Source organism: Mesorhizobium sp. M1163 (assembly GCF_040318415.1).
Classification (GTDB): domain Bacteria; phylum Pseudomonadota; class Alphaproteobacteria; order Rhizobiales; family Rhizobiaceae; genus Mesorhizobium.
In genome coordinates, this window is record NZ_JAMYMF010000026.1 from 77,957 (window position 1) to 100,246 (window position 22,290).

27 protein-coding genes are annotated in these 22,290 nt (G+C 63.0%); 12 read left to right on the top strand and 15 right to left on the bottom strand.

The genetic code is table 11. The features are described from left to right. Nucleotides 1-4: 4 nt before the first annotated feature. The gene (locus NKH43_RS23400; RefSeq protein WP_006200774.1) at nucleotides 5-277 is read right to left on the bottom strand and encodes a DUF4164 domain-containing protein; all 273 of its coding nucleotides are present in this window, start codon (nucleotides 275-277) and stop codon (nucleotides 5-7) included. A gap of 260 nt (nucleotides 278-537) precedes the next feature. On the opposite strand from NKH43_RS23400, the gene tkt reads away from it, so the two are divergent. From tkt to NKH43_RS23415, 3 genes are all read left to right on the top strand, one after another. Continuing rightward, nucleotides 538-2,529, top strand: coding sequence for a transketolase (gene tkt, locus NKH43_RS23405; protein ID WP_352480874.1), 1,992 nt, complete (start codon nucleotides 538-540; stop codon nucleotides 2,527-2,529). A 158-nt stretch (nucleotides 2,530-2,687) separates the two neighbouring features. Beyond that, nucleotides 2,688-3,698, top strand: a complete 1,011-nt coding sequence (gap, locus tag NKH43_RS23410) for a type I glyceraldehyde-3-phosphate dehydrogenase (RefSeq protein ID WP_352860088.1) — start codon at nucleotides 2,688-2,690, stop codon at nucleotides 3,696-3,698. Between the two features lie 218 nt (nucleotides 3,699-3,916). After that, complete coding sequence (locus tag NKH43_RS23415; protein ID WP_023720962.1) at nucleotides 3,917-5,806, top strand: potassium/proton antiporter; 1,890 nt, start codon at nucleotides 3,917-3,919, stop codon at nucleotides 5,804-5,806. A gap of 178 nt (nucleotides 5,807-5,984) precedes the next feature. On the opposite strand, the gene NKH43_RS23420 is transcribed toward NKH43_RS23415, so the two are convergent. Next, nucleotides 5,985-6,902, bottom strand: coding sequence for a polyprenyl synthetase family protein (locus NKH43_RS23420; RefSeq protein WP_352640176.1), 918 nt, complete (start codon nucleotides 6,900-6,902; stop codon nucleotides 5,985-5,987). 79 nt (nucleotides 6,903-6,981) lie between these two features. On the opposite strand from NKH43_RS23420, the gene NKH43_RS23425 reads away from it, so the two are divergent. From NKH43_RS23425 to NKH43_RS23435, 3 genes are all read left to right on the top strand, one after another. Continuing rightward, nucleotides 6,982-7,740, top strand: coding sequence for a transglycosylase domain-containing protein (locus tag NKH43_RS23425; protein ID WP_031194544.1), 759 nt, complete (start codon nucleotides 6,982-6,984; stop codon nucleotides 7,738-7,740). Between the two features lie 139 nt (nucleotides 7,741-7,879). After that, complete coding sequence (gene rpmF / locus NKH43_RS23430) at nucleotides 7,880-8,062, top strand: 50S ribosomal protein L32 (protein WP_006203806.1); 183 nt, start codon at nucleotides 7,880-7,882, stop codon at nucleotides 8,060-8,062. A 198-nt stretch (nucleotides 8,063-8,260) separates the two neighbouring features. Beyond that, a complete protein-coding gene (locus NKH43_RS23435; RefSeq protein WP_023720966.1) occupies nucleotides 8,261-8,662 on the top strand; it encodes a hypothetical protein in 402 nt (133 codons plus the stop codon). A 10-nt stretch (nucleotides 8,663-8,672) separates the two neighbouring features. Here NKH43_RS23435 and NKH43_RS23440 read toward each other — a convergent pair whose 3' ends face one another. The 3 genes from NKH43_RS23440 to NKH43_RS23450 form a co-directional block, all read right to left on the bottom strand. Continuing rightward, on the bottom strand, nucleotides 8,673-9,104 hold the full coding sequence (locus NKH43_RS23440) for a GlcG/HbpS family heme-binding protein (RefSeq protein WP_023720967.1): 432 nt from the start codon (nucleotides 9,102-9,104) through the stop codon (nucleotides 8,673-8,675). Between the two features lie 100 nt (nucleotides 9,105-9,204). Beyond that, a complete protein-coding gene (locus tag NKH43_RS23445) occupies nucleotides 9,205-9,435 on the bottom strand; it encodes a hypothetical protein (protein ID WP_023720968.1) in 231 nt (76 codons plus the stop codon). A gap of 76 nt (nucleotides 9,436-9,511) precedes the next feature. After that, a complete protein-coding gene (locus NKH43_RS23450; RefSeq protein WP_023720969.1) occupies nucleotides 9,512-10,036 on the bottom strand; it encodes a winged helix-turn-helix transcriptional regulator in 525 nt (174 codons plus the stop codon). 97 nt (nucleotides 10,037-10,133) lie between these two features. On the opposite strand from NKH43_RS23450, the gene NKH43_RS23455 reads away from it, so the two are divergent. Together NKH43_RS23455 and NKH43_RS23460 are read left to right on the top strand one after the other, a co-directional pair. Further along, nucleotides 10,134-11,000: an alpha/beta fold hydrolase gene (locus NKH43_RS23455; RefSeq protein ID WP_352480878.1), complete on the top strand. Its 867-nt coding sequence runs from the start codon at nucleotides 10,134-10,136 to the stop codon at nucleotides 10,998-11,000. 61 nt (nucleotides 11,001-11,061) lie between these two features. Beyond that, nucleotides 11,062-11,718, top strand: a complete 657-nt coding sequence (locus NKH43_RS23460; protein WP_352480879.1) for a glutathione S-transferase family protein — start codon at nucleotides 11,062-11,064, stop codon at nucleotides 11,716-11,718. 147 nt (nucleotides 11,719-11,865) lie between these two features. On the opposite strand, the gene NKH43_RS23465 is transcribed toward NKH43_RS23460, so the two are convergent. The 3 genes from NKH43_RS23465 to NKH43_RS23475 all read right to left on the bottom strand — a co-directional run bounded on the left by NKH43_RS23465 (nucleotide 11,866) and on the right by NKH43_RS23475 (nucleotide 13,722). Beyond that, nucleotides 11,866-12,153 carry an ArsR/SmtB family transcription factor gene (locus NKH43_RS23465; protein ID WP_023720972.1) on the bottom strand — a complete coding sequence of 96 codons (288 nt, stop codon included), beginning with the start codon at nucleotides 12,151-12,153 and terminating at the stop codon, nucleotides 11,866-11,868. 31 nt (nucleotides 12,154-12,184) lie between these two features. Then, a complete protein-coding gene (locus tag NKH43_RS23470) occupies nucleotides 12,185-13,432 on the bottom strand; it encodes an MFS transporter (RefSeq protein ID WP_352480880.1) in 1,248 nt (415 codons plus the stop codon). A gap of 95 nt (nucleotides 13,433-13,527) precedes the next feature. Further along, complete coding sequence (locus NKH43_RS23475) at nucleotides 13,528-13,722, bottom strand: DUF1192 domain-containing protein (RefSeq protein ID WP_023720974.1); 195 nt, start codon at nucleotides 13,720-13,722, stop codon at nucleotides 13,528-13,530. A gap of 124 nt (nucleotides 13,723-13,846) precedes the next feature. Between NKH43_RS23475 and NKH43_RS23480 the strand changes: the two genes are divergently transcribed. The 3 genes from NKH43_RS23480 to NKH43_RS23490 all read left to right on the top strand — a co-directional run bounded on the left by NKH43_RS23480 (nucleotide 13,847) and on the right by NKH43_RS23490 (nucleotide 16,180). After that, nucleotides 13,847-14,857, top strand: coding sequence for an NAD(P)H-quinone oxidoreductase (locus NKH43_RS23480; protein ID WP_352588315.1), 1,011 nt, complete (start codon nucleotides 13,847-13,849; stop codon nucleotides 14,855-14,857). 132 nt (nucleotides 14,858-14,989) lie between these two features. Continuing rightward, nucleotides 14,990-15,130, top strand: coding sequence for a DUF1127 domain-containing protein (locus NKH43_RS23485; RefSeq protein ID WP_023720976.1), 141 nt, complete (start codon nucleotides 14,990-14,992; stop codon nucleotides 15,128-15,130). A 354-nt stretch (nucleotides 15,131-15,484) separates the two neighbouring features. Then, nucleotides 15,485-16,180: a DUF1013 domain-containing protein gene (locus NKH43_RS23490; protein WP_023720977.1), complete on the top strand. Its 696-nt coding sequence runs from the start codon at nucleotides 15,485-15,487 to the stop codon at nucleotides 16,178-16,180. Nucleotides 16,181-16,240: 60 nt separating this feature from the next. Here the strand turns inward: NKH43_RS23490 and NKH43_RS23495 are convergent, their stop codons facing one another. From NKH43_RS23495 to NKH43_RS23505, 3 genes are all read right to left on the bottom strand, one after another. After that, nucleotides 16,241-16,960, bottom strand: coding sequence for a helix-turn-helix transcriptional regulator (locus NKH43_RS23495; protein ID WP_023678491.1), 720 nt, complete (start codon nucleotides 16,958-16,960; stop codon nucleotides 16,241-16,243). A gap of 18 nt (nucleotides 16,961-16,978) precedes the next feature. Continuing rightward, nucleotides 16,979-17,383, bottom strand: coding sequence for a hypothetical protein (locus tag NKH43_RS23500; RefSeq protein ID WP_352860090.1), 405 nt, complete (start codon nucleotides 17,381-17,383; stop codon nucleotides 16,979-16,981). A 141-nt stretch (nucleotides 17,384-17,524) separates the two neighbouring features. After that, nucleotides 17,525-17,692 (bottom strand): hypothetical protein, encoded by a 168-nt coding sequence (locus NKH43_RS23505; RefSeq protein ID WP_023720979.1) that lies wholly within the window; start codon nucleotides 17,690-17,692, stop codon nucleotides 17,525-17,527. Nucleotides 17,693-17,895: 203 nt separating this feature from the next. On the opposite strand from NKH43_RS23505, the gene NKH43_RS23510 reads away from it, so the two are divergent. Beyond that, nucleotides 17,896-18,057, top strand: a complete 162-nt coding sequence (locus NKH43_RS23510; protein ID WP_352860092.1) for a hypothetical protein — start codon at nucleotides 17,896-17,898, stop codon at nucleotides 18,055-18,057. Nucleotides 18,058-18,174: 117 nt separating this feature from the next. On the opposite strand, the gene NKH43_RS23515 is transcribed toward NKH43_RS23510, so the two are convergent. The 4 genes from NKH43_RS23515 to NKH43_RS23530 all read right to left on the bottom strand — a co-directional run bounded on the left by NKH43_RS23515 (nucleotide 18,175) and on the right by NKH43_RS23530 (nucleotide 22,243). Next, the gene (locus NKH43_RS23515) at nucleotides 18,175-18,906 is read right to left on the bottom strand and encodes an SGNH/GDSL hydrolase family protein (RefSeq protein ID WP_352860094.1); all 732 of its coding nucleotides are present in this window, start codon (nucleotides 18,904-18,906) and stop codon (nucleotides 18,175-18,177) included. An 85-nt stretch (nucleotides 18,907-18,991) separates the two neighbouring features. Next, nucleotides 18,992-19,729: a DUF899 domain-containing protein gene (locus NKH43_RS23520; RefSeq protein WP_023720981.1), complete on the bottom strand. Its 738-nt coding sequence runs from the start codon at nucleotides 19,727-19,729 to the stop codon at nucleotides 18,992-18,994. A gap of 151 nt (nucleotides 19,730-19,880) precedes the next feature. Beyond that, on the bottom strand, nucleotides 19,881-20,906 hold the full coding sequence (locus NKH43_RS23525) for a class I fructose-bisphosphate aldolase (protein WP_352860096.1): 1,026 nt from the start codon (nucleotides 20,904-20,906) through the stop codon (nucleotides 19,881-19,883). A 140-nt stretch (nucleotides 20,907-21,046) separates the two neighbouring features. Beyond that, nucleotides 21,047-22,243 (bottom strand): phosphoglycerate kinase, encoded by a 1,197-nt coding sequence (locus NKH43_RS23530; protein WP_023720983.1) that lies wholly within the window; start codon nucleotides 22,241-22,243, stop codon nucleotides 21,047-21,049. Between the last annotated feature and the right edge of the window lie 47 nt (nucleotides 22,244-22,290).

A 22,290-nucleotide genomic window follows, 5' to 3' on the forward strand; every position in this document is an offset into this window, starting at 1 on the left:
TGGCCTACCTGTCCAGTACCGCGCGGATGGTCTCCATGGCTGTCACCAGCCTTCGCGACACTTCCTTGTTGGCATCTTCCAGCCGTTCGGCGCGGGCCTCGGAATTGTCGAGTTCCTGCGCCAGCCGCGAGCGGTCGGCGTTCATCCGCTGCACTTCGGCCTCGGCTTCCGAATAGTCCCGCTCGTGCTCGAGCTTGGCCGCGACGGCGTTTTCCAGCCCTTCGATGGCCTTACCCAGCCTGGCAATGACTTCCTTGAGGGTCGTTTCCCCGGTCATGGCTTTCGTCCTGCGCCCTGCCCATCACCGAATCATCCACGTTCAGAACGCGTTATCCCTGAAACATTACGCGCCGTGTGAACCGCACGTCAATAAAGCGATCGCGACTGTCCCCTGCTAACGCTAATGTAAGTGGTGCATGGCCATCACAAGACCGGCAAAAGCACACCGATTTGTTGACTAAAAGGCCGCGCCTGCTATGTGTCGCGCACCCTTTTCAAGGGCTTTCCCAAGGCCCAAACCCCCATTTTGGAGGAAGCATGACCTCGCGCGAACAACATGACCGGATGGCCAATGCGATCCGTTTTCTCGCCATGGACGCCGTCGAGAAGGCAAACTCCGGCCACCCCGGGCTGCCCATGGGCTGTGCCGACATCGCCACCGTGCTGTTCACCCGCTTTCTCAAATACGATCCGAAGAACCCGCATTGGCCGGATCGCGACCGCTTTATCCTGTCGGCCGGCCACGGCTCGATGCTGCTTTACTCGCTGCTCTATCTGACCGGCTACGAAGACATCACCATCGACCAGATCAAGCAGTTCCGCCAATTGGGGTCGAGGACCGCGGGCCACCCGGAATACGGCCATGCCGCCGGCATCGAGACGACGACGGGCCCACTCGGCCAGGGCCTTGCCAATTCGGTCGGTTTCGCGCTCGGCGAGCGCATCATGAATGCCGCTTTCGGCAACGATCTCGTCGACCACTACACCTATGTGCTGGCCGGTGACGGCTGCCTGATGGAAGGCGTGTCCCAGGAAGCCATCGCGCTTGCCGGACATCTGAAGCTGAACAAGCTGATCGTCTTCTGGGACAACAACAACATCTCCATCGACGGCCCGGTGTCGCTGGCCGACAACACCGATCAGGTCGCCCGCTTCCAGGCGTCCGGCTGGAACGCCAGCCATATCGACGGCCAGGACCCGGAAGCGATCGCCTATGCCATTGAAGCGGCCCGCCACTCCGACAAGCCGACGATGATTGCCTGCAAGACGACGATCGGCTTCGGCGCGCCGACCAAGGCCGGTACCAACAAGGCGCATGGCTCGCCGCTCGGCGCCGAGGAAATCGCCGGCGCCAGAAAATTCTTCGGCTGGGATTATCCGCCGTTCGAGGTTCCGGCCGATATCCTCGACGCATGGCGTACCGCCGGCCGGGCCGGCGTCAAGGCGCGCACCGACTGGGAAAGCCGCCTTGCCAAGGCCGACACCAAATTGCGCGGCGAATTCGAACGCCGCATCGGTGGCACGCTGCCGGCCAACTTCGATGCTGTCATTGGCGATTACAAGAAGAAGCTCGCCGCCGACAAGCCGAAGGTCGCCACCCGCAAATCGTCGGAAATGGCGCTGGAGGTCATCAACGGCGCCGTGCCCGAAACCATCGGCGGCTCGGCCGATTTGACCGGCTCCAACAACACCAAGACCAGCCAGACCAAGAACATCACTGCCGACGATTACGGCCAGCGCTATGTCCACTACGGCATTCGCGAGCACGGCATGGCGGCCGCGCTCAACGGGCTGACGCTGCATGGCGGCATTGTCGCCTATGGCGGCACCTTCATGTGCTTTTCCGATTATGCCCGTCCGGCGATGCGGCTTGCCTCGTTGATGGGCATCCGCTCGATCTTCGTCATGACCCATGATTCCATCGGCCTTGGCGAAGACGGCCCGACCCATCAGCCGGTCGAGCATCTGGCAGCACTTCGCGCCATCCCGAACCACAATGTCTTCCGCCCGGCCGACGCGGTGGAAACCGCGGAATGCTGGCAGCTGGCCATTGAATCGGAAAAGACGCCTTCGACTTTGGCGCTGACCCGGCAGAACCTGCCGACGGTACGCAACGACTTCGTTGCGGAAAACCTCTCCAGCCGCGGCGCCTATGAACTTGCCGCCGCAAGTGGCGAGGCGGCGGTGACAATCTTCGCTTCGGGCTCCGAGGTCGAGATCGCCCTGGCCGCGCGCGAGGCGCTGGAAAAGCACGGCCATGCTACCCGCGTCGTCTCGGTGCCGTGCTTCGAATTGTTCGACAAGCAGAGCGCCGACTATCGCAGCAGGATGATCGGCAATGCGCCGCTCAAGATTGCCATCGAAGCCGGCATCCGTCAGGGCTGGGATTATTTCATCGGCACCGAAGGCATCTTTATCGGTATGACCGGCTTCGGCGCCTCCGGCACGATCGAACAGCTCTATCCGCATTTCGGCATCACCGCCGAAGCAACGGTGAAGGCGGCGGAAGCCCGTCTGCACGGCAAATGAAATTAAGCCCCGATCCGCAAAGGCTGGCATAGCGGTTTTGCCGGCCGGCGGAGCACTAATCGATTTAAATCCGAGCCTCGGCGGCTGGATTCTTTGCCCGTCCGCCGTTATGAAGCTGCGGACTTGATCTTCGGCCCCCAACTCCCAGGGAGAGAACAATGACCGTCAGAGTTGCCATCAATGGATTCGGCCGCATCGGCCGCAACATCCTGCGCGCCATCCACGAATCCGGCCGCAAGGATATCGACGTCGCCGCCGTCAACGATCTCGGCCCGGTCGAGACCAACGCGCATCTGCTGCGCTTCGACAGCGTGCATGGCCGCTTTCCGCATGAGGTGACGGTTGACGGCGATCAGATCATCGTCGGCAAGGAAAAATTCAAGGTCACCGCGATCAAGGATCCGACGCAACTGCCGTGGAAGGAACTCGGCATCGACATCGCGCTCGAATGCACCGGCATCTTCACCGCCCGCGACAAGGCCGCCGCCCATCTGACCGCCGGTGCCAAGCGCGTTCTCGTCTCCGCTCCGGCGGAGGGGGCCGACCTCACCGTCGTCTATGGCATCAATCACGACAAGCTGACCAAGGACCACATCGTCATCTCGAACGCCTCCTGCACCACCAACTGCTTGGCGCCGCTGGCGGCCGTGCTGAATGAGGCCGTCGGCATCGAGAAGGGCATGATGACGACGATCCACTCCTATACTGGCGACCAGCCGACGCTGGACACCATGCACAAGGACCTCTACCGCGCCCGCGCCGCCGCGCTTTCGCAGATTCCGACCTCGACCGGTGCCGCCAAGGCCATCGGCCTGGTACTGCCCGAGCTCAAGGGCAAGCTCGACGGCATCTCCATCCGCGTGCCGACCCCGAACGTCTCGCTGGTCGATTTCAAGTTCATCGCCAAGCGGTCGACCACCGTCCAGGAAATCAACGACGCGGTAATCGCGGCTTCGAACGGCAAGCTGAAGGACATCCTTGCCGTCACTCGTCATCCCAATGTTTCTATCGACTTCAACCACGATCCGCACTCCTCGATCGTGGCGCTCGACCAGACCAAGGTCATGGACGGCAATTTCGTTTCGGTGCTGGCCTGGTACGACAATGAGTGGGGCTTCTCCAACCGCATGGGCGACACCGCTGTCGCCTTCGGCAAGACCATCGCCTGATCGCAGAACCATCTTCTCGACTTGGACAACGCCCGGCTCAGTCCGGGCGTTTTTCGTTGCAGCACGCCCCCCCGAGGCAGCCTCCGCTGCTCGGAGGTGCCAAAACATTCGACTATCGGCAGCGTAGGGCGAAAAGCCGCGCTGCTGCCTTGCAGCGGCCATGTCTTCGCCCCACTCTCCCGTGATGCCGGAGCATATCGACTAGGGGCGACCAACGAATGGAGCATGGTATCTATCTGGTGACGCTCGTTGGCGCAGCACTTGTCGTTGCCGCCGCGTTTTCGAGCCTGATCGCCTTCCGTTTCGGCGCCCCCCTCCTGCTGCTGTTTCTCTGCATCGGCCTTGCCACCGGAACCGACGGTCTCGGAATCCATTTCGACAATGCCCGATTTGCCTATTTTGCCGGCTCATTGGCGCTGGCGGTGATCCTTTTCGATTCCGGCTTCGGCACGCCGCTCAATGCCTTGCGGCAGGCGGCCGGGCCGGCGCTGTCGCTGGCGACCTTCGGCGTCCTTTTGACCACTGGCCTGTTCGGCGCCGCCGCCTATTATTTGCTCGACCTGACATGGCTGGAATCCTTCCTGCTCGGTGCCGCCGTCGCCTCGACCGACGCCGCGGCGGTGTTCTTCCTGCTGCGCGCCGGCGAGATCAATTTGCGCGAGCGCGTGCGTTCGACGCTCGAGGTGGAATCCGGCACCAATGACCCGATCGCCATCTTCCTGACCATCACGCTGGTCGAGGTCATCGCCGCCAACACCCACCCCGAGGCCAAGGTGCTGGTTACCGATCTTGCCGTCGGTTTCCTTGTCAACATGGGGCTCGGTGCGGTCATCGGTATTCTCGGCGGCATGGCCATCGTGCGCCTTGTCGATCGCCTCAATCTAGATCACGGCCTGCTGCCGATCTTCGTGCTGACGCTGTCGCTGATGGTGTTTGCCGCCGCCGGCGCCGTCGGCGGCTCCGGCTTCCTGGCGGTCTATCTCGCGGGCCTGATCGCCGGCAATTCCGATATCCGGGCTGTCACCATCCTCAAGCGCTTTCAGGACGGCATGTCGTGGTTGGCGCAGATCATCATGTTCCTGATCCTCGGCCTGTTCGCGACGCCTTCGCAATTTCCGGCGATCCTGGTGCCGGCGGTGCTGCTCGGACTGTTCCTGATATTTGTCGCACGGCCAGTCGCCGTCTGGCTATGCCTGGTGCCGTTCCGTCTGCCACGCCCGGAAGTCGCCTTTGTCTCATGGGTTGGCCTGCGTGGCGCCGTGTCGATCCTGCTTGCTATCACGCCGCTGCTCGGCGGTCTTGAGAACGGCCGCCTCATCTTCAACACCGCCTTCATCATCGTGCTGGTCTCTCTGGTCATCCAGGGATGGACCGTCGGGCCGCTGGCGCGCCGCCTCGGCCTTATCGTGCCGGCCCGCCTGGGACCGCTCGACAAGGTCGAATTGGAACTGCCGGGCTCCGCCCATCATGAGCTTCTTGCCTACCGCGTGGCACCCGGCAGCCCGGTGGCGCGCGGCGAACGCATTCCGCGCTGGGCGCGGCCGTCGCTTGTGCTGCGAGACGGACGCTCGATGCGCTTCCAGGATATGGGCCGGCTGGCGGCCGGCGATCATGTCTACATCTTCGTGCCGGACCGCTATCCGCGCCTGCTCGACAAGCTGTTCGCCAGCCGTGCCGTGGTCGATCCCGAGGATGCGGATTTCTTCGGCGCCTTTGCCGTCGATCCGTCACGCTCCGCCGAGGAACTGGAGACCGCCTACGCGCCGGGCCTGACCGAAGCGGAACGCAAGCTCACCATTGGCGATCTGGTCACGGCGCGGCTCGGCGGCCACGCCGAATATGCCGACCGCGTGCTGCTCGGTCCGATCGAGCTGATCGTCCGCGACGTCGACGACAAGGGCAGGATCACCGGCCTTGGCCTATCCTTCGAGCCGACCGCGCCAGTGGCACGCGTTCCGGTGTTCCTCAGCGCCGGCGAAATCCGCGACCGTATCGCCGCCTTTATCCGCAACCGGCGCAAGCCGGCCGAAGCGCGAGCGGTCGAGGCGGTGGCCGAAATGGAACCGGTTCCGCAGCCCGTGGTGGAAAAGACAACTGGCGAAGGCTGACCGCGTCGACCCGAGCCGCGGAGCCCTGCCGCGAGGCTGAAGAATGGTTCGGCAACTGGCGTGGCGAGTCCATGTGGTCCGACATCGCCGGAAATCATCCCGATCGGCCGGCTGCGAGGGCATCTGGCCGAACAGTCGCCAATCCTCCGTGGCTGTACGGTGCGCCATAGGGGGCAGCTTAATTGTTGCGGGCCGCAACGAACTGCGCCGCTTGTTTCAGAAGCGCGGCTTGTTCGCCATAGGGCTCGAGCAGCGCATGAGCTTGGTCGACGAGGCCATGGAGCTGGTCCCGCGCCCAGTCCGGTCCGTGCAGCGCGACCAGCGTCGCCTTGCCGGCCGCGGCATCCTTGCCGGTTGCCTTGCCCATCTGATGCGCGTCGGCGGTCAGGTCGAGCAGATCGTCGGCAAGCTGAAAGGCAAGCCCGATCGCCGAGCCGAATTCGGCCAGCCTTTCGCGGTCGCGCGACGGCGCGCCGGCAAGGATGGCGCCCGCTTCGCAGGCAAAGCGGATCAGCGCACCGGTTTTCATCGCCTGAAGCCGGATGATGCCAGCCTCGTCCGGCCGGCTTTGTTCGGCCTCGAGATCGAGCATCTGGCCGCCGACCATGCTGCCGGCCCCTGCGGCGCGGGCCAGCGCCAGCACCAGCGCTGCCCTGCGCTCGGCCGGCAGCATTGTCGCCTCGTCGGCAAGGATGTCGAAGGCAAGCGTCAGCAAAGCGTCGCCGGCAAGAATGGCGGTCGCTTCATCGAAAGCCCTGTGCACGGTCGGCTGGCCACGGCGCAAATCATCATCGTCCATGGCCGGCAGATCGTCATGGATGAGCGAATAGCAGTGCACGCATTCGAGCGCCGCCGCGACGCGCAGCGCCGGCTCGACGTCGGCTGAAAACAGTGCAGAACTTTCCATGACCAGGAAGGGGCGCAGTCGTTTGCCGCCGTTCAGCACGCCATGTCGCATCGCGGCCATCAGGCGTTCCGGCCGCGCGATCTCGCCTGAAAGCGTGCGCCCGTCGAGCAACCGCCTCAGCAGCGCCTCGAGTGGAACTGCCCGGGCAATAAGTGCAGCCTCGAACGCCATTTGGTCGTCTTTCGTCATGGTCGGGAGCGGTAGCCGACACTCAGACATTGCGCAAGAAGCCAAGCGCCATTATGCCGGGGGCAGGGAGTAGCGCGGATTGGGTGGCTTGGCGGAACCGATCGTCGATCACGAAACCGAAGGGTTGGACATGGCGAGACCGAGACGCGGCAGCCGCATCGGTCTTCAACGCTGGGTCCGGCGCGGCATCGCTGTCGCCATCGTGCTGGCGCTGATGCCGGTGGTGCTGACCTTTCTGTACCTGCCGTCATTCGTGCACCCGGTTTCGACATTGATGCTGAAGGACCTGGCGACGTTTTCCGGCTACGATCGGCGCTGGGTTTCTATCGACGATGTGGCGCCGGTGCTGGCATATTCGGTCATCATGTCGGAGGACGGGCAGTTCTGTTTCCATCGCGGCGTCGATCTAGGCGAGTTGCGCGGCGTCGTCGACGATGCGCTCGCCGGCGAGATGACGCGTGGCGCCTCGACCATCACCATGCAGACGGTAAAGAACCTTTATCTATGGTCGCGGCCGTTGGGCTCGGTCCGTAAGGTCGTCGAACTGCCGCTGGCCGTCTATTTCGATGCGGTGCTGTCGAAACGGCGGATCATGGAGATCTACCTCAACATCGCCGAATGGGGACCGGGCATCTACGGCATCGAGGCCGCCGCCCAACATCATTTCGGCGTCTCGGCAAAACAGCTGTCGCGCCGACAGGCAGCGCTGCTTGCCGTCACCTTGCCGAACCCGATCGTGCGCAATCCGGCGAAGCCCGGGCCGGGACTGAGGCGGCTTGCCGCGTTGATCGAACGGCGCGCGGGCCGCGCCGGCGCCTATGTCGGCTGCCTGCGATAGTGTCAAAAAAAAACACCGCGACGCTGGCCAAAACGCCATCGGGCGTGTATAGGCAGCCGACTTTCTCAGATTCCGGCCCCTGACGTGGCCCTTTCACGAGGGCCGCCGGGGCGTTTTGACCATGTAGTGGAGCATATCCATGGCCGTTCCGAAACGAAAAACCTCTCCGTCGAAGCGCGGCATGCGCCGTTCCGCCGACGCACTGAAGGCCCCGACCTATGTCGAGGACAAGAACTCCGGCGAGATGCGCCGTCCGCACCATATCGACCTGAAGACCGGCATGTATCGCGGTCGCCAGGTGCTGGAGCCGAAGGAAAGCTGAGACAGCTTTCGACGGTTTATTATTGCAAAAGACCGGCCACTGGCCGGTCTTTTTGCGTTCGTCGACAACTGATCGTGTCGACCGGGGCTGACATTGTTGTTTCACGCCGTCTTTGTCCGTGTTTATGGGCCGCACGAAAATTCTTGACGGCGAACGCCGGGCGCACTCTACAAAGATCAGTCCAACCGGAGCCGCCACATGTTCGGTGCCATTCCGCTGCTGATCGTGCCTTTCATTCTCTACAATCTCGGGCTTCTGGGAATATTCGGCAGCGGCGACGACCCGTGGGCGACCGAAATGTTTTCGGTCCGGATGATGTCGGGCGGGGTGTTCTCGATGACCCTCGGCGATCTCATCGTGCTGATCGCATTGATCTTCTTGTTCGTCGAAGTGGTGAAGTCGACGCGAACGACAAATGCCTCGATCATGGACCACCTTTTGTCGACCTTCGTCTTTGTGGCCTATCTGGTCGAATTCCTGCTGGTGAAGGGCGCCGCCCATTCCGTTTTCTTCACACTGATGGTCATAGCACTGATCGACGTGCTGGCCGGCTTTTCGGTGTCGATGCGGTCGGCCAGCCGCGACATCAACATGAATTAAGGATTCCGGCTCAGCCCGGGTCGGCGGTGAAGCCAGCCGCCTCGATGCCAGCGATGGCTGCCGTTTCATCATTGTCCGACGTATCGCCGGAAATGCCGACGGCGCCGATGATCGTGCCAGCCTTATCGCGGATCAGCACGCCGCCGACGACCGGCAGGACGCGTCCGCCCGACACGTCGGAGACGCCGGCTATCAGATGCGGGCGCTCCTTGGCGAAAGCCTCCACCCGGCGCGAGCCCATGCCGATAGCGAGCGCGCCATAGGCCTTGCCGGCCGACATTTGCGGACGCAGGAACGAGGCGCCGTCCTGACGCTGGAACGAGACCAGATGGGCGCCGGCATCGAGCACCGAGACGCCAAGCGGCCTGAGCTTGAGCTCGGCACCCTTGGCAAAGGCGGCGGCGATGATCTCAAGGGCTTTGTCGAGCGTCAGTGCGGTCATGGCCGCCTCCTAAACGCGCCAGTTATCAACCGGCAGAACAGATCGCGGTGAAAACTGTTCCGCGTACGAAACGAAGCAATGCGATCCAAGGAGCGCCGGCTTATTTCTTCTTGGCGCGGGACTTCTTCACCGGCGCCGGAGGCGCATTGGCCAGGTCTTCCGCTTCCTTGGCGAGGCGCAGCGCCCGCAGCTTGTTGGTTTTGGCCTGGCGAGCGTCGCTCTCGGCGACATATTCCGCCATGGCCTTCTGGCGCACCGTGGCTGCCTCTTCCTGTTTCTTGAAACGCAAATCGGCCCGCGCACGGGCAGTGTCCTTAGAGTTCTCGACCAAGAGCGTTATCCAATCCGGTAAATTATCTTCAGTCCCTTGATAGCAGAGCCAGCCCGCAATTGGGAAAATAAGTTGGTCATGGCGCCGGATCGCACCCGACTCGCTCCGCATTGCGGGCGATCACCGCATCGTATGCGGCCTGCAAGGTCGCGCGCACGGTGGGTCCAGATGGGGCGGGAGACGCACCTAGATGCTCGTGGCGCAACTCGTTCATGAACTTATCCCACATCGGCGGGCCGCCTTTTTCCAGAAGCTCGGCACGGATAGAGAGCTCTTCGCTGACCGGGAGCCAGACGCGGCCCCAGGCGCCGAGATGCGCCAGGATCGGCACCAGCGTAATAGCCATTTCGGTCAGGCTGTAGATCGCCTTCTGCTTGTGGGAGGGATCGTCCGCCTTGGTCAGCATGCTGAGCTCCATCAGCCGTTTCAGCCGGTCGGCGAGGATGTTGGAGGCGATGCCCTCCATCGAGCCATTGAGCAGCTCGCGAAAGTGGCGTCTGCCGCCGAAGATGATGTCGCGAAGGATGATCAGGCTCCACCGATCGCCGAACACTTCGAGCGACAGATTGATCGGACATCCGGACCGGCGATCGATGTTCATGCGAATCTCCAAAAACCGGTTGCATTATCGTATCGGTTTTAATATCGTGCAACCGATTGCAAATTGCAATCAGATTCGCGACCCGAGGAGGAAAGCCATGAGAAACGCCGAACACCCCGAAATCGTATCCCAGACGTTCGGCGATCCGGCACATCCGGCGGTATTGTTGATCATGGGCGCCATGGCTTCCATGCTCTGGTGGCCGGAAGCGTTTTGCCGGAAGCTGGCCGGCGAGGGTCGCTTCGTGGTCCGCTATGACAATCGCGATACCGGCCGTTCGACGAAATACGCGCCGGGCGAGCCGCCTTATACATTCGACGACATGGCGGACGATGCCATCCGCGTCCTTGACGACCAGGGAATCCGAAAGGCGCACGTGGTCGGCATGTCGATGGGCGGCGTGATTGCGCAGCTCGTTGCGTTGAAATACCCGTCGCGTGTCACTTCGCTTACGGTGATCAGCAGCTCGCCCTTGGGCATTGATACGTCGCATCTGCCCGGAACCACCGAGGCCTACAGGAAACATTCGGACGAAGGCGCGAAGGTCGACTGGTCTGACCGTGGCCAGGCGGTGGATTTCATCGTCAAGGACGCGTATGCGCTCACCGGCACCGCACGCTCATTCGACGAGCAGCGCACGCGGGCTTTCGTCGAACAGGATTACGACCGGTCCGGCGGCTTTCTAAGCGCCACCAATCATTTCATGCTCAAGAGCGGCGAAGATGGGAGCGGCGAAGATCGGAGCGGCCAGCACTGGACGGGGCGGCTGCACGAGATGAAGATCCCGCTCCTCGTTATCCACGGCACCGACGATCCGATCTTTCCAGTCGAGCATGGCGCCGCTCTTGCCGACGCGGTCGCCGGCGCAAGGCTGGTCCGGATCGAGAGCGGCGGCCACGAGCTGCATCCCGACGACTGGGCCGCGATCATCGATGCCATCGTCACCCACAGCCAAGCCAAATAGTACCAAGCCTGACCTCAACACCGAATTTCCGCGAGACGAACCACCCAAGGAACGACAACCAATGTCCCTGACTATGCATCTTCATCCACTGGCCTCCTTCTGCTGGAAGCCGCTGATCGCGCTCTATGAGAACGGCACGCCATTCACATCCGTTGTCGTCGATCTCGGCAATGAACAGTCGCGCGCGGCGTTTCTGAAATTGTGGCCGCTCGGCAAGATGCCGGTACTGCGTGATGAAGCGCTGGATCGGACCGTGCCGGAATCGACAATCGTCATCGAATATCTCAACGCGTATTATCCTGGGCCGGCCGAACTGATCCCCGCCGATGTCGATCTCGCTCGCCAGACCCGGCTCGCCGACCGCTTCTATGACTTCTACGTCCAGGAACCGATGCAGAAGATCGTCGGCGACCGGCTGCGGCCGGAGGGCAAGACCGATCCGTTCGGCGTCGAGCAGGCGCGCGCCCAGCTGCGCAGCTCCTACGCCGTCATCGAACAGGACATGCAGTCGAGGACATGGGCGGTGGGCGGGAGCTTCACCATGGCCGACTGCGCCGCCGCCCCCGCGCTGTTCTACGCTAACAAGGTCGAGCCGTTCGGCGACAAATATCCTGCGGTGAGGCGCTATCACGACCGGCTGCTGCGGCGCCCGTCGGTTGCCCGTGTGATCGAGGAAGCGCAGCCCTATTTCAAGCTCTTCCCCTACAACAACGGCTAGAGAGTGGTTCATCGTTTCACGGAAACGCCGAACCGCTCTATCCTTTTGTTTTTTGCGCAATTCCGGACGGAAAACCGTTTCACACTTTTCCTGGAATTGCTCCAGGCCCGAGGCTGCACGAGCTGCCCGACGCGCGGACGACGCCTCTCAGCTTCCGGGTGAACCGAGCTGCTCTGCATCCCAGAACTGGTCGAGCCAGATGTTGAGCTTTAGGAAGCCGGCATTGCTGACCGTATAGACGCGCCTGGTGCCTTCCGGCTTGGCGTTGACCAGCCCGGCATCAAGCAGCACCTTCAGATGCTGCGAAACGGCCGGGCGGGACACCGGCAAGCCAGAGGCCAGTTCGTTGACGGTCTTCGGTCCGCGCCGGAGCTCTTCCAAGAGATAGCGCCGGTTGGGATCGGCAATCGCCATGAAGGCGTCGGAAAGCATCATGCCTTATTTGTGGGGCAAAGCGTCTCGAATCTCAACCGTCGGTTTCAGCTTTTCTGCGCGGGTCGAGCCGCAACGCTTCCGGCGTCACCGAGCGGTCGGCCGGCTGGGTCTTGAAGGCATCGCGGCCTTCGATTGGCACCGGCGCGCGACGGCTGATGCGCAGCAGCGTATAGGCGGCCAGGCAGAGATGCGCCAACGCAGTAGCCAGGAACAGCCCCTCGGGACGCATCCAGCCCATCAGGCCGGCGGCCAGCAGCGGGCCGATCATCGTGCCGAAGCCATAAAGCAGCAGCAGGCCGCCCGACACTTTGACGAAGTCTTCCGATCGGGCATGGTCGTTGGCATGCGCCACCGCGATCGAATAGAGCGTGTAGGCGAAGGCGCCGTAGGCGGCGGTGCAGACGATAACGAAGACGCCGGAGCGCGGTTCGAACAGGAAGATGGCGATGGCGAACAGCGCAGCGCCGAAAGCCGCGCCCGCCAGCACGAAACGACGGTCCGTCGTGTCGGAGAGCCGCCCGGCCGGAAGCTGCATGGCGGCGCCGGCGATGACCACCAGGCTCATCATGAGCGCGATCTCGGCCGTCGAGATGCCGATGCGAGCTCCATAAACGGCACCAAGCGTGCCCCAGGCGCCGTTGGCGATGCCGATCAGCACGCAGGCGATCGCCGACACCGGCGAATTGACGTAGAGCCCTTTGACGTCAAGCGACACGTCCTGCAGCGGCTTGGGGTGCGACGCCGTCGAGACCGCCGTCGGGATCAGTGATAGGCAAAACAGAATGCCGGTGATCATGAATAGCGACGCCGATTTCACATCGCCGCCGGCAACGATCATCTGACCGCCCATGATCGAGGCATAGGTGACCATCATGTAGAGGCCGAAGACGGTGCCGCGGTTTTCGTTGGTGGCCTTCTCGTTCAGCCAGCTTTCGATGACCATGAAAGCACCGGCCATGGTGAAGCCGGTGAAGGCGCGCAGCAGGATCCAGGTATATTCATCAATGATCAGGCCGGTGAGCAGTGCGACGATCGCTCCCGATGCGGCAAAGGCGCCGAAAGCCCTGACATGACCGGCGCGGCGCACGATGCGTGGCGCAAAGAAGCAGCCGGTGACGAAGCCGCCGGCCCAAGCCGTGCCCATCAGGCCGAGCGATGCGGTCGAGAAGCCCTCCACCTGGCCGCGCAGCGGCAACAGCAGCCCGTGCAGCCCGGATGCCGCCAGCAGGAACGCGGTGCCGCGCAGCAGCGAGAGGATCGGTCTGTAGCTTGCGAACATTGTTCAATCCGGCTGGGGTTCGGGGCACAGGTCTGGAGACAGCGGCATTCGGGCTTTTCGGCGGCGTGCCCGAGCTTTTGGAATTGCCCGCAGTACTATCCGCGGCGAAACAGCGCCTCTGCCGCCGACTTGGTGGAGCCCTTGGTCATGAGCTCGGCTTCCAGCCGGGCGATCTCGCCGCGCAGGATGCCGATCCGCTCGGACAATTCATCGACAGAAAGCAGCGACAGATCCTGCCCGATCTCGTGCGGGCGCGCTTTCTTCTTGGGTTCGTCGTCGAAGACCGCCATCGTCGCTCCTCCGTGATTGCCCATTTGCCTGATTTGCCAATGAGCATACATAGGGCAGGGGTATGGATGCAAATGGCCGGCAACAGCTGGCGCTAGAAACCGGCGAAACACGACGGGAAAATTCATGGCGAACGCACAGAAAATTCCGACCAGGATGATGGCGATCGCCATCTCGGAGCCGGGCGGGCCGCGGGTGCTGAAACCGGAAACCCGCGACGTGCCGGTACCCGGCCCTGGCGAGATCCTGATCCGGGTGCGTGCCGCCGGCGTCAACCGGCCCGACGTGCAGCAGCGCAAGGGCGCCTATCCGCCGCCGCCGGGTGCGTCGGATCTGCCGGGCCTGGAAGCGGCGGGCGAAGTCGCCGCCCTCGGCGACGAGATATCGCGCTGGCGCGTCGGCGACCGGGTCTGCGCGCTGACGGCGGGCGGCGGCTATGCCGAATATGTCAAGGTTCATGCCGGCAGCGTGCTGCCGCTGCCCGCCGGCTTTACCTACACCGAAGCGGCGGCGCTGCCGGAAAACTACTTCACTGTTTGGCACAATGTCTTCGAGCGCGGCGGCCTGAAGAGCGGCGAGACGCTGCTCGTGCATGGCGGCTCATCGGGTATCGGAACGACGGCGATCCAGCTTGCTGCCGCTTTCGGCGCTTATGTCGTCACCACCGCCGGCAGCAAGGAGAAATGCGACGCCTGCCTCAAGCTCGGCGCCGACCGGACGGTCAACTACCGCGAGGAGGACTTCGTCGCCGCGGTCAAGGAGGCAACCGGCGGCAAGGGCGCCAACGTCATCCTCGACATGGTCGGCGGCGATTATGTCGCGCGAAACTACGAGGCTGCGGCCGTGGAGGGCCGCATCGTCCAGATCGCGACGCAGGGCGGAGCGGTGGCGAGCGCCGATTTCTTCAAAATCATGGCCAAGCGGCTCGTGCACACGGGTTCGCTGCTCAGGCCACGCACGGTGGAGTTCAAGGCGGCAGTCGCGGCTGCGCTGGAGGCGCAGGTTTGGCCGCTGCTCGGCACGCGCAAGGTTGCACCGGTGATGGACACGATCTTCCCGCTCAAGGAAGCCTGGCGGGCGCATGAGCGGATGGAGGAGGGTGAGCACATTGGCAAGATCGTGCTCGATGTCGCCTGACGGCCGGTAAACAGGCTGAACGAAAGCTTAATGGTGCAATGCAACAAACGCATTGCCGCCATGCAAAAGCGTCTGTTCAATTTTTCATCGCCGATGCCTATTTACGCGGCATCGAAACGATGGAGGACTACCATGAACCCGATCCGCGCTTTCCGTAACTGGCGCATGTACAACGAAACCGTGCGCGAACTGAACCGGCTGAACGCTCGTCAGCTCAATGATCTCGGCATCAACCGCGGCGACATAGAGAGAATCGCCCGCCAAGGGCTTTGATCTTGAGCACGATCCTGTCCGAAGACCGGGCGCTGCTTTTCCGCAACGCCGAGCCGCGGTTCGGGATCAAGCCTTAGAAGCCAGAGCCGTAGCAGACGGATTTCCGTCGCCGGTTCCGAGCCCGCCCGACCTTGGTCTGGCGGGCTTTGTCTTTTTGAAGCTTTCGACTGCATGGCTTCATGTGCCGACCCTTCGCGGTCTGCTGGTCGCGCCGCCATGCCGTCCTTGACGCGCGCCTGCCAAAAACATTGCGAAATGGCGAGTGAGCAGTTATATAGACCGCGATTTTCCCATTTTGGTGGCTGTAAACCACCGCCCGCGCGGGAACGCGGGCGAACGAGAAGGATTTTTGTAATGGCCAATACGCTGCTGATGCCAAAAGCGACCGCCGTCTGGCTGGTTGACAACACAGCGCTTTCCTTCGAGCAGATCGCGCAGTTCTGCGGACTGCATCCGCTTGAGGTCAAGGCGATCGCCGACGGCGAATCTGCGCAAGGCATCAAGGGTATGGACCCGATCATGACCGGCCAGCTCACTCGCGACGAGATCGCGCGCGCCGAGAAGGACCCGAACCACCGGCTGAAGCTCTCCGACCCCAAGGTGCGGGTGCCGGAATCCAAGCGCAAGGGTCCGCGCTACACTCCGCTGTCCAAGCGCCAGGACCGGCCCAACGCCATCCTCTGGCTGGTGCGCAACCATCCCGAGCTCAAGGATGCGCAGATTTCCCGCCTTGTCGGCACGACGAAGTCGACGATCGACCAGATCCGCGACAGAAAACACTGGAACTCCGCCAATCTCCAGCCGATGGATCCAGTGACGCTCGGCCTGACGTCGCAGATCGACCTCGACATGGAAATCAACCGCGCCTCGCGCGGCCGCGAGCAGGCGCAGCCGGTCGGCGATACGCTGCTGCCGGCCGCCTTGACCGAACGGCTGGTGCCGGCGCCGGAAAAGCCGAAGGACGAGGACCGCGAACTCGACGCCAACGCCGTCTTCGCCAAGCTTTCGGCGCTGAAGTCGAAGGACAAGGATACGGACGAAGAGGAATAGAGGTCTCGCATCCAAAACAAAAAGCCCGCTTTCAAGCGGGCTTTTTTGCGATCTTCCGTGTCAGCTTCGCGCCGCCCGGTCCGGTGCCATGCCGTAGTCCTCGCTGCGTTCCACCGCGCGGTAGAAATCGGCGAGCTGCTTGCCGCGCTCCGGCTTGAAGGTGCGGCCGGCGATGACCACCGAGGCGATGCGGTCGATGCGGAAGGCGCGGAAATCGCCGCGCATCTCGCACCAGGCGACCAAGGTCCACACCTTGCCCCAGAACCACAGGCCGAGCGGGCGGATGTCGCGCGCGGTGCTGCGGCCGGCCTCATCCGAATAGTCGATGGTCAGCACCTGACGTTTCTCGATGGACCGCTCAATCAGGTCGATGGCTTCGCGGGCGGCGTCGCTTACCACCCACATCGGCGTGTGGATCTCGGTGCGGGCGATGCGGTCCTTTTCGGCGTCGGGCAGCACGGCGCCGATCTTGACCAGCGCCTCGTCGGCGGCTCGCGCCATGGCCGCGCCGCCAAAGGCGCGCACCATGCGGGCGCCGGCGACCAGCGCGACGATCTCGTCACGCGTGAACATCAGCGGCGGAAGGTCGAAACCCTCCCTCATCATGTAGCCGACACCGGCCTCGCCGTCGATCGGCACGCCGGTCGACTGCAGGTCGGCGATGTCGCGATAGATGGTCCGCTCGGAAACCTCGAGCCACGTGCCCAGCTTCTGGGCGGTGACCAGACGGCCACCGCGCAGGTGCTGCACGATCTGGAAGAGCCTGTCGGCGCGGCGCATCGTATGGTCCCTCGGCGTCTATTGCTCCAGCCCTTCGCGCTTGCGCTGCGCGGCGACGGAGGCCGCGCCGAAGGACAGTTTCCTCGTTGTCGGCGTGCTTGCGTCGAGCACCCGCCAGAACGGCGCAATGTCGCCCAGCGCCATGCCACGCTCAAGATCCTCGTTGGCGGCCTCGGCGACGGTACGCAGATGATAGCCGATGGTGACCGGACATGTCACCTCGGCACTGTGCTCGATGGCGAGCGCCATGCGCAAAGCCCGGATATCCATGTCCATGCCTTCGGGGATGGCGGGGATGAATGCATCGACCTGGCGAGCTGTAGGAACCAGCATCGGCTGGCCTTCGACGACATCAGCGATGGTGCGTGGCGACGGTGTTATGCCGTTGATGCCAGGCGTGTTCAGCCTGTCGGTCCAGCTCATCGATCGTCCTCTCGGCCGTCCGTCTCTGACGGCCATCCCACTATGGCACGAGCCTCCTGACACCATACTGTCAGGAGGCTTCAGCATGCCTGTTTAAGCTCATCGCCGGGCCGCATCCAAACGCCGGGCAGAAAGATTGCCTCAGTTGCCGCCATTGTGGCGGTCGCCATACATGTCCGGCCAGCCAATATCCTTGCGGATGTCCGCCGGCAGGGTGTTCATGAAACGCTGGGTGCGGATCTCATTGCGCATCGTCCGGATCTTGCCGACATAGTGCTGCACGCTACGCAGAATGGTAAAACCGTTCATGGCTGGTCTCCTCTCTTTCGATGCAGGCACTATCGCACACCCCTACTGACAGCAGTCTGTCAGGAGGGTGCGGCTCTCATGACCGGCGTTCCTATTTGTCCACCGAAGTGATCGAACAGTACTGAAAAGAGGCGTGCCGCGGTGGAAAGACCGCGATCGCGGAGCCGCTTTGACAGCCAGCCGCGATGCTGATCAAAGGCTGCATGTCGAAACTTCTCGCGCTCGTCATCATCGCCATGATGGTCATCCAGCTCATCAAGCCGCTCGGCTGGCCGGGGCTGAAGCGGCGCAGCGATTTCTGGAAGCTGGCGCTGTTGGCTATGGCGGCGATTTCGATTACGGCGGTGCTCGGACACGGGACGTAATGCATGTCGCGCAAAAGTGTGCAGCGGTTTTGCGCCAACGACATACATAAAACAAAGAACCTAAAGTAGCGTCGCATGAGGCCAATCGAACGCGACGCGCTTTAGTGCCGGCAGCCGCTACGCGACGCCCGGTTCGTTGGCGAGCACCAAGCCGGCCAGATGTTCCGCCCAGGCGCGGTAGCCGGCTTCCGAAGCATGAAATCCATCCGACGCAAAGCCGGCCTCGGCGTCAGTGATCGGCAGGCGGGGCGCCGGTATGGCGCCGCGCTCGAGGCAAAGGCGCTCGCCCATCCGGTTCATCTCGCCGGCGCGGATCTCGAGGATCTTGCCGAGCAGCGGCGGCATTGCCGGCGCCCGGGTGAACTCCAGCACCGGCGACCACACCACGCGCGCCTCCGGCCATTTGGCGCGCAGCGCGTAGAGCAGGCCGCCAAAATCGCGCTTGAAGCGCGGTACCGAATGAAAATTCTTGGTGTCGTTGGTGCCGATGGCGAGCACGATATGCGTCCACGGATCGGCCGACAGATTGGGCAGCACATGATCGCGGATCTGGCCAGAGGTTGCCGAGTTGAAGCCGGCTGCCCGCCAGCGCACGGTGCGGCCGCTGCGTTGCGCAATCAGAACGGCCAGTTGCGCGGCCAATCCGTTTTCGGAATTGCCGATGCCGACTGAGGCGGCAGAGGAATCGCCGAGCACCAGCAGCGAGATTGCCGGCGCCTGGCCTGATATCTCGTGCATGACCGGACCTTGTGCCGGCAGCATGCGGGTGGTGCGGCGACGCACGCCAAGTCCTTGCCAGACATAGACCGGAAAGGCGAGCCAGGTGAGAAGGGTCGGAAAGCGCCGCATGGCAAATCCCTTTTAGGGCACAGCGAACAGCACTTAGCGCATGTTGCACTGAAGGTGAACGACCTTGCAGCGACAGCCTGTCGCCTCAATGGCAGCAGTCATGCGTCCCGGATTGGTCTTCATACTCGTCATGCAGCCGCACCCAGTCGGCGAGGCTATGATGCGGCCCGGTTTCGTTGCGGCCTTTCGGCGTCAGGTCGAGATAGTGATAGGCGCCGATCAGCGGATCGCCGCCTCTGGAGCGCGAGATGAAAGTCAGGAAGATGTCGCCTTTCTCGTCGCGATAGAACACGCTGGTGCCGGGAAGGTCCTTCGATCTCCGCGCGCGCCGCTCGAAATTGTAGGTCGTGTCGCCGGCCGCGATCTGCTTGTCGGTAAATGATACCTGCATATCGAAGTTGAAGTCCGAGGCGTAAGACGACACCCAGTCGAATTTCCAGCCCATGCGCTGCTTGTAGGGCAGAAGCTCGGCCAGCGGCGCCCGCGCCACCACGACAAGCGAAACATCGTGGTGCCTGAGATGCTGGTTGGCGCCGTCGATGTGGTCGGCAAGGAACGAGCAGCCCTCGCAACGATAATCGGCGCCCGGCCCGAACATGAAATGGTAGACGATCAACTGGCTGTTGCCGCCAAACAGGTCGGGCAGTTTCTTTGGCCCTTGCTCGGTCTCGAAGACGTAGTCCTTGCGGATCTTCAGCCATGGCAATTCGCGGCGTTCGGCGGCGACGCGGTCGCGAAAGCGCGTCAATTCCTTTTCGCGCGCCAGATGCGCCTTGTGCGCTTGAAACCAGTCTTCCTGCGAAACGGTCTTGTTGTTTGGCATAGGTCTGCTCCTCTTTTCACGGAGGACGTTCGGCAGCGAGGAATGCCGACACCGAGCTGCATTTCAGTTGCAAGAAAATTGCAGCCCTTGCTGCTTTCAAGCAAAACCCGGGCACGTGGCCCGGGTCGGGAGAAACGCAAGATGGATTGGGTTAAGCGGCTTGCTCCAGCGACGGCTGCCATTGTCCAAGCGCTGCCAGATGGTTCATGTGAGCGCGATGGGCGAAGGCGGCCTGCGCGGCGGCGACGTTCGCCGCCTTGCCGCTCCAGGCCTTCTGCGGAGCGGCCTGCAAGGCGCGGCCGTAGGAGAAGGTCAGCTTCCACGGATGCGGGCCGATGGCGTTGATGGCGTTGAGGTTGGCGGTCGCTTGCTCGTCCGATTGTCCGCCCGAAAGGAAGGCGATGCCTCCGATCGCGGCTGGCACCGTCTCGCGGAACAGTTTTATCGTCCTTTCGGCGACCTCGTCGGGGCTGCTGACCTTGCGCGATTTCTTGCCGGCGAGAACCATGTTTGGCTTCAGGATGGTGCCTTCGAGGACGACGCGGGCCGCATAGAGCTCGGTGTATAGCTTTGTCAGTGTCGCCTTGCTGATCTCGTAGCAAGTGTCGATGTCATGAGCGCCGTCCATCAGCACCTCCGGCTCGACGATCGGCACGATGCCGGCTTCCTGGCAAAGCGCGGCGTAACGGGCGAGCGCATGGGCATTCGAGCCGATCGAGGTGGCGGAAGGCACCCCCTTGGCAACATCGATGTCGATTACCGCGCGCCATTTGGCAAAGCGGGCGCCAAGCTTGTAATAGTCGGCGAGGCGTTCGCGCAGGCCGTCCAGGCCTTCGGTGATGGTATCGCCGGGAAATCTTGCCAGAGGCTTGGCGCCGGCGTCGACCTTGATGCCGGGAATGGCGCCTGATGCCTTGATGATGTCGGCCAGCGGCGTGCCGTCGGCGGCCTTCTGGTGGATGGTCTCGTCATAGAGGATAACGCCGGAAATGTACTTGGTCATTGCATCGCTGGCGCGGAACATCATCTCGCGATAGTCGCGGCGGCTGTCGGCGGTCGACTCGACGCCGATGACGTCGAAGCGCTTCTTGATAGTGCCGGAGCTCTCGTCGGCAGCCAGCAGGCCCTTGCCGTTGGCCACCATCGCGGCGGCAATGTCCTCGAGACGTTCGCTCATCGTGCTTCTCCTGAAAGAATTGACCCGTACCCAGCAGACCACCAGAGCAACGCAGGTTCAAGTCGAACCCTTTCGTCGGAGAAGCGCGAATCGATTGAAAATCGCGAGCGCACTGCTTCGCGCTGTTATTAACGCCGCGCTCAGCGCTTCAAGACGTCGACGCCGGGCAAGGGCTTGCCTTCCATCCATTCGAGGAAAGCGCCGCCGGCCGTCGAGACATAGGTGAAATCATCGCTGACGCCGGCATGGTTGAGGGCGGCCACCGTATCGCCGCCGCCGGCCACCGAGACCAGCCTGCCGGCCTTGGTGCGCGCTGCCGCGTGCCTGGCCGTCGCCACCGTCGCATGGTCGAACGGCTCGATCTCGAAGGCGCCGAGCGGCCCGTTCCAGACCAACGTCGCGGCACGGTCGATCCATTCGGCAATGGTTTTCACGGTTTTCGCGCCGACATCGAGGATCATGCCGTCGGCTGGTACGTCTGCAATGGCGACGGTCTCGCTTGCGGCACCGGCCTTGAACTCCCTGGCGACAACGGCGTCGGCGGGCAGGATGATGGCGCAGCCGGCCTCGGCCGCCTCGATCATGATCTGCTTGGCGGTGGTCGCGAGATCGTGCTCGCACAAGGATTTCCCGACGTCGGTGCCGCGTGCCGCGAGAAACGTGTTGGCCATGCCGCCGCCGATGACCAGCGCGTCGACCTTCTTCACCAGGTTCATCAACAAGTCGATCTTGGTCGAGACCTTGGCCCCGCCGACAATGGCGACAACCGGGCGGACGGGATTGCCGAGGCCCTTTTCCAGCGCATCGAGCTCGGCCTGCATGGTGCGCCCGGCGAAGGCCGGCAGCACGTGCGCCAGCCCTTCCGTCGACGAATGGGCGCGGTGCGCAGCGGAGAAGGCGTCGTTGACGAAGATGTCGCCGTTGGCGGCGAGCTTTTCGGTGAAGGCCGGGTCGTTCTTCTCCTCGGCTTTGTAGAAGCGGGTGTTCTCGAGCAGCAGCACATCGCCGCTTTCCATGGCGGCGACGGCGCTCGCGGCCTTGTCGCCGATGCAGTCGGTGGCAAAGCCAACCGGACGGCCGAGCACGTCCGCCGTCGCCTTGGCGATCGGCTCGAGCGAGAATTCCGGCGCCGGTCCATCTTTGGGACGACCGAAATGTGCAAGCAGGATGACCTTGGCGCCCTTGCCGGACAGCTCGGCGATGGTCGGTACAATGCGCTCGATGCGGGTGGCGTCGGTGACCTTGCCCTCAGTGACGGGAACGTTGAGGTCGACACGCACCAGCACACGCTTGCCGCTGATATTGCCGATGTCGTCCAGTGTCTTGAAGTCGGCCATGCTGATCCCTTTCGCGAAAAATCGCGGGGACCTTACCCCGCATCAAC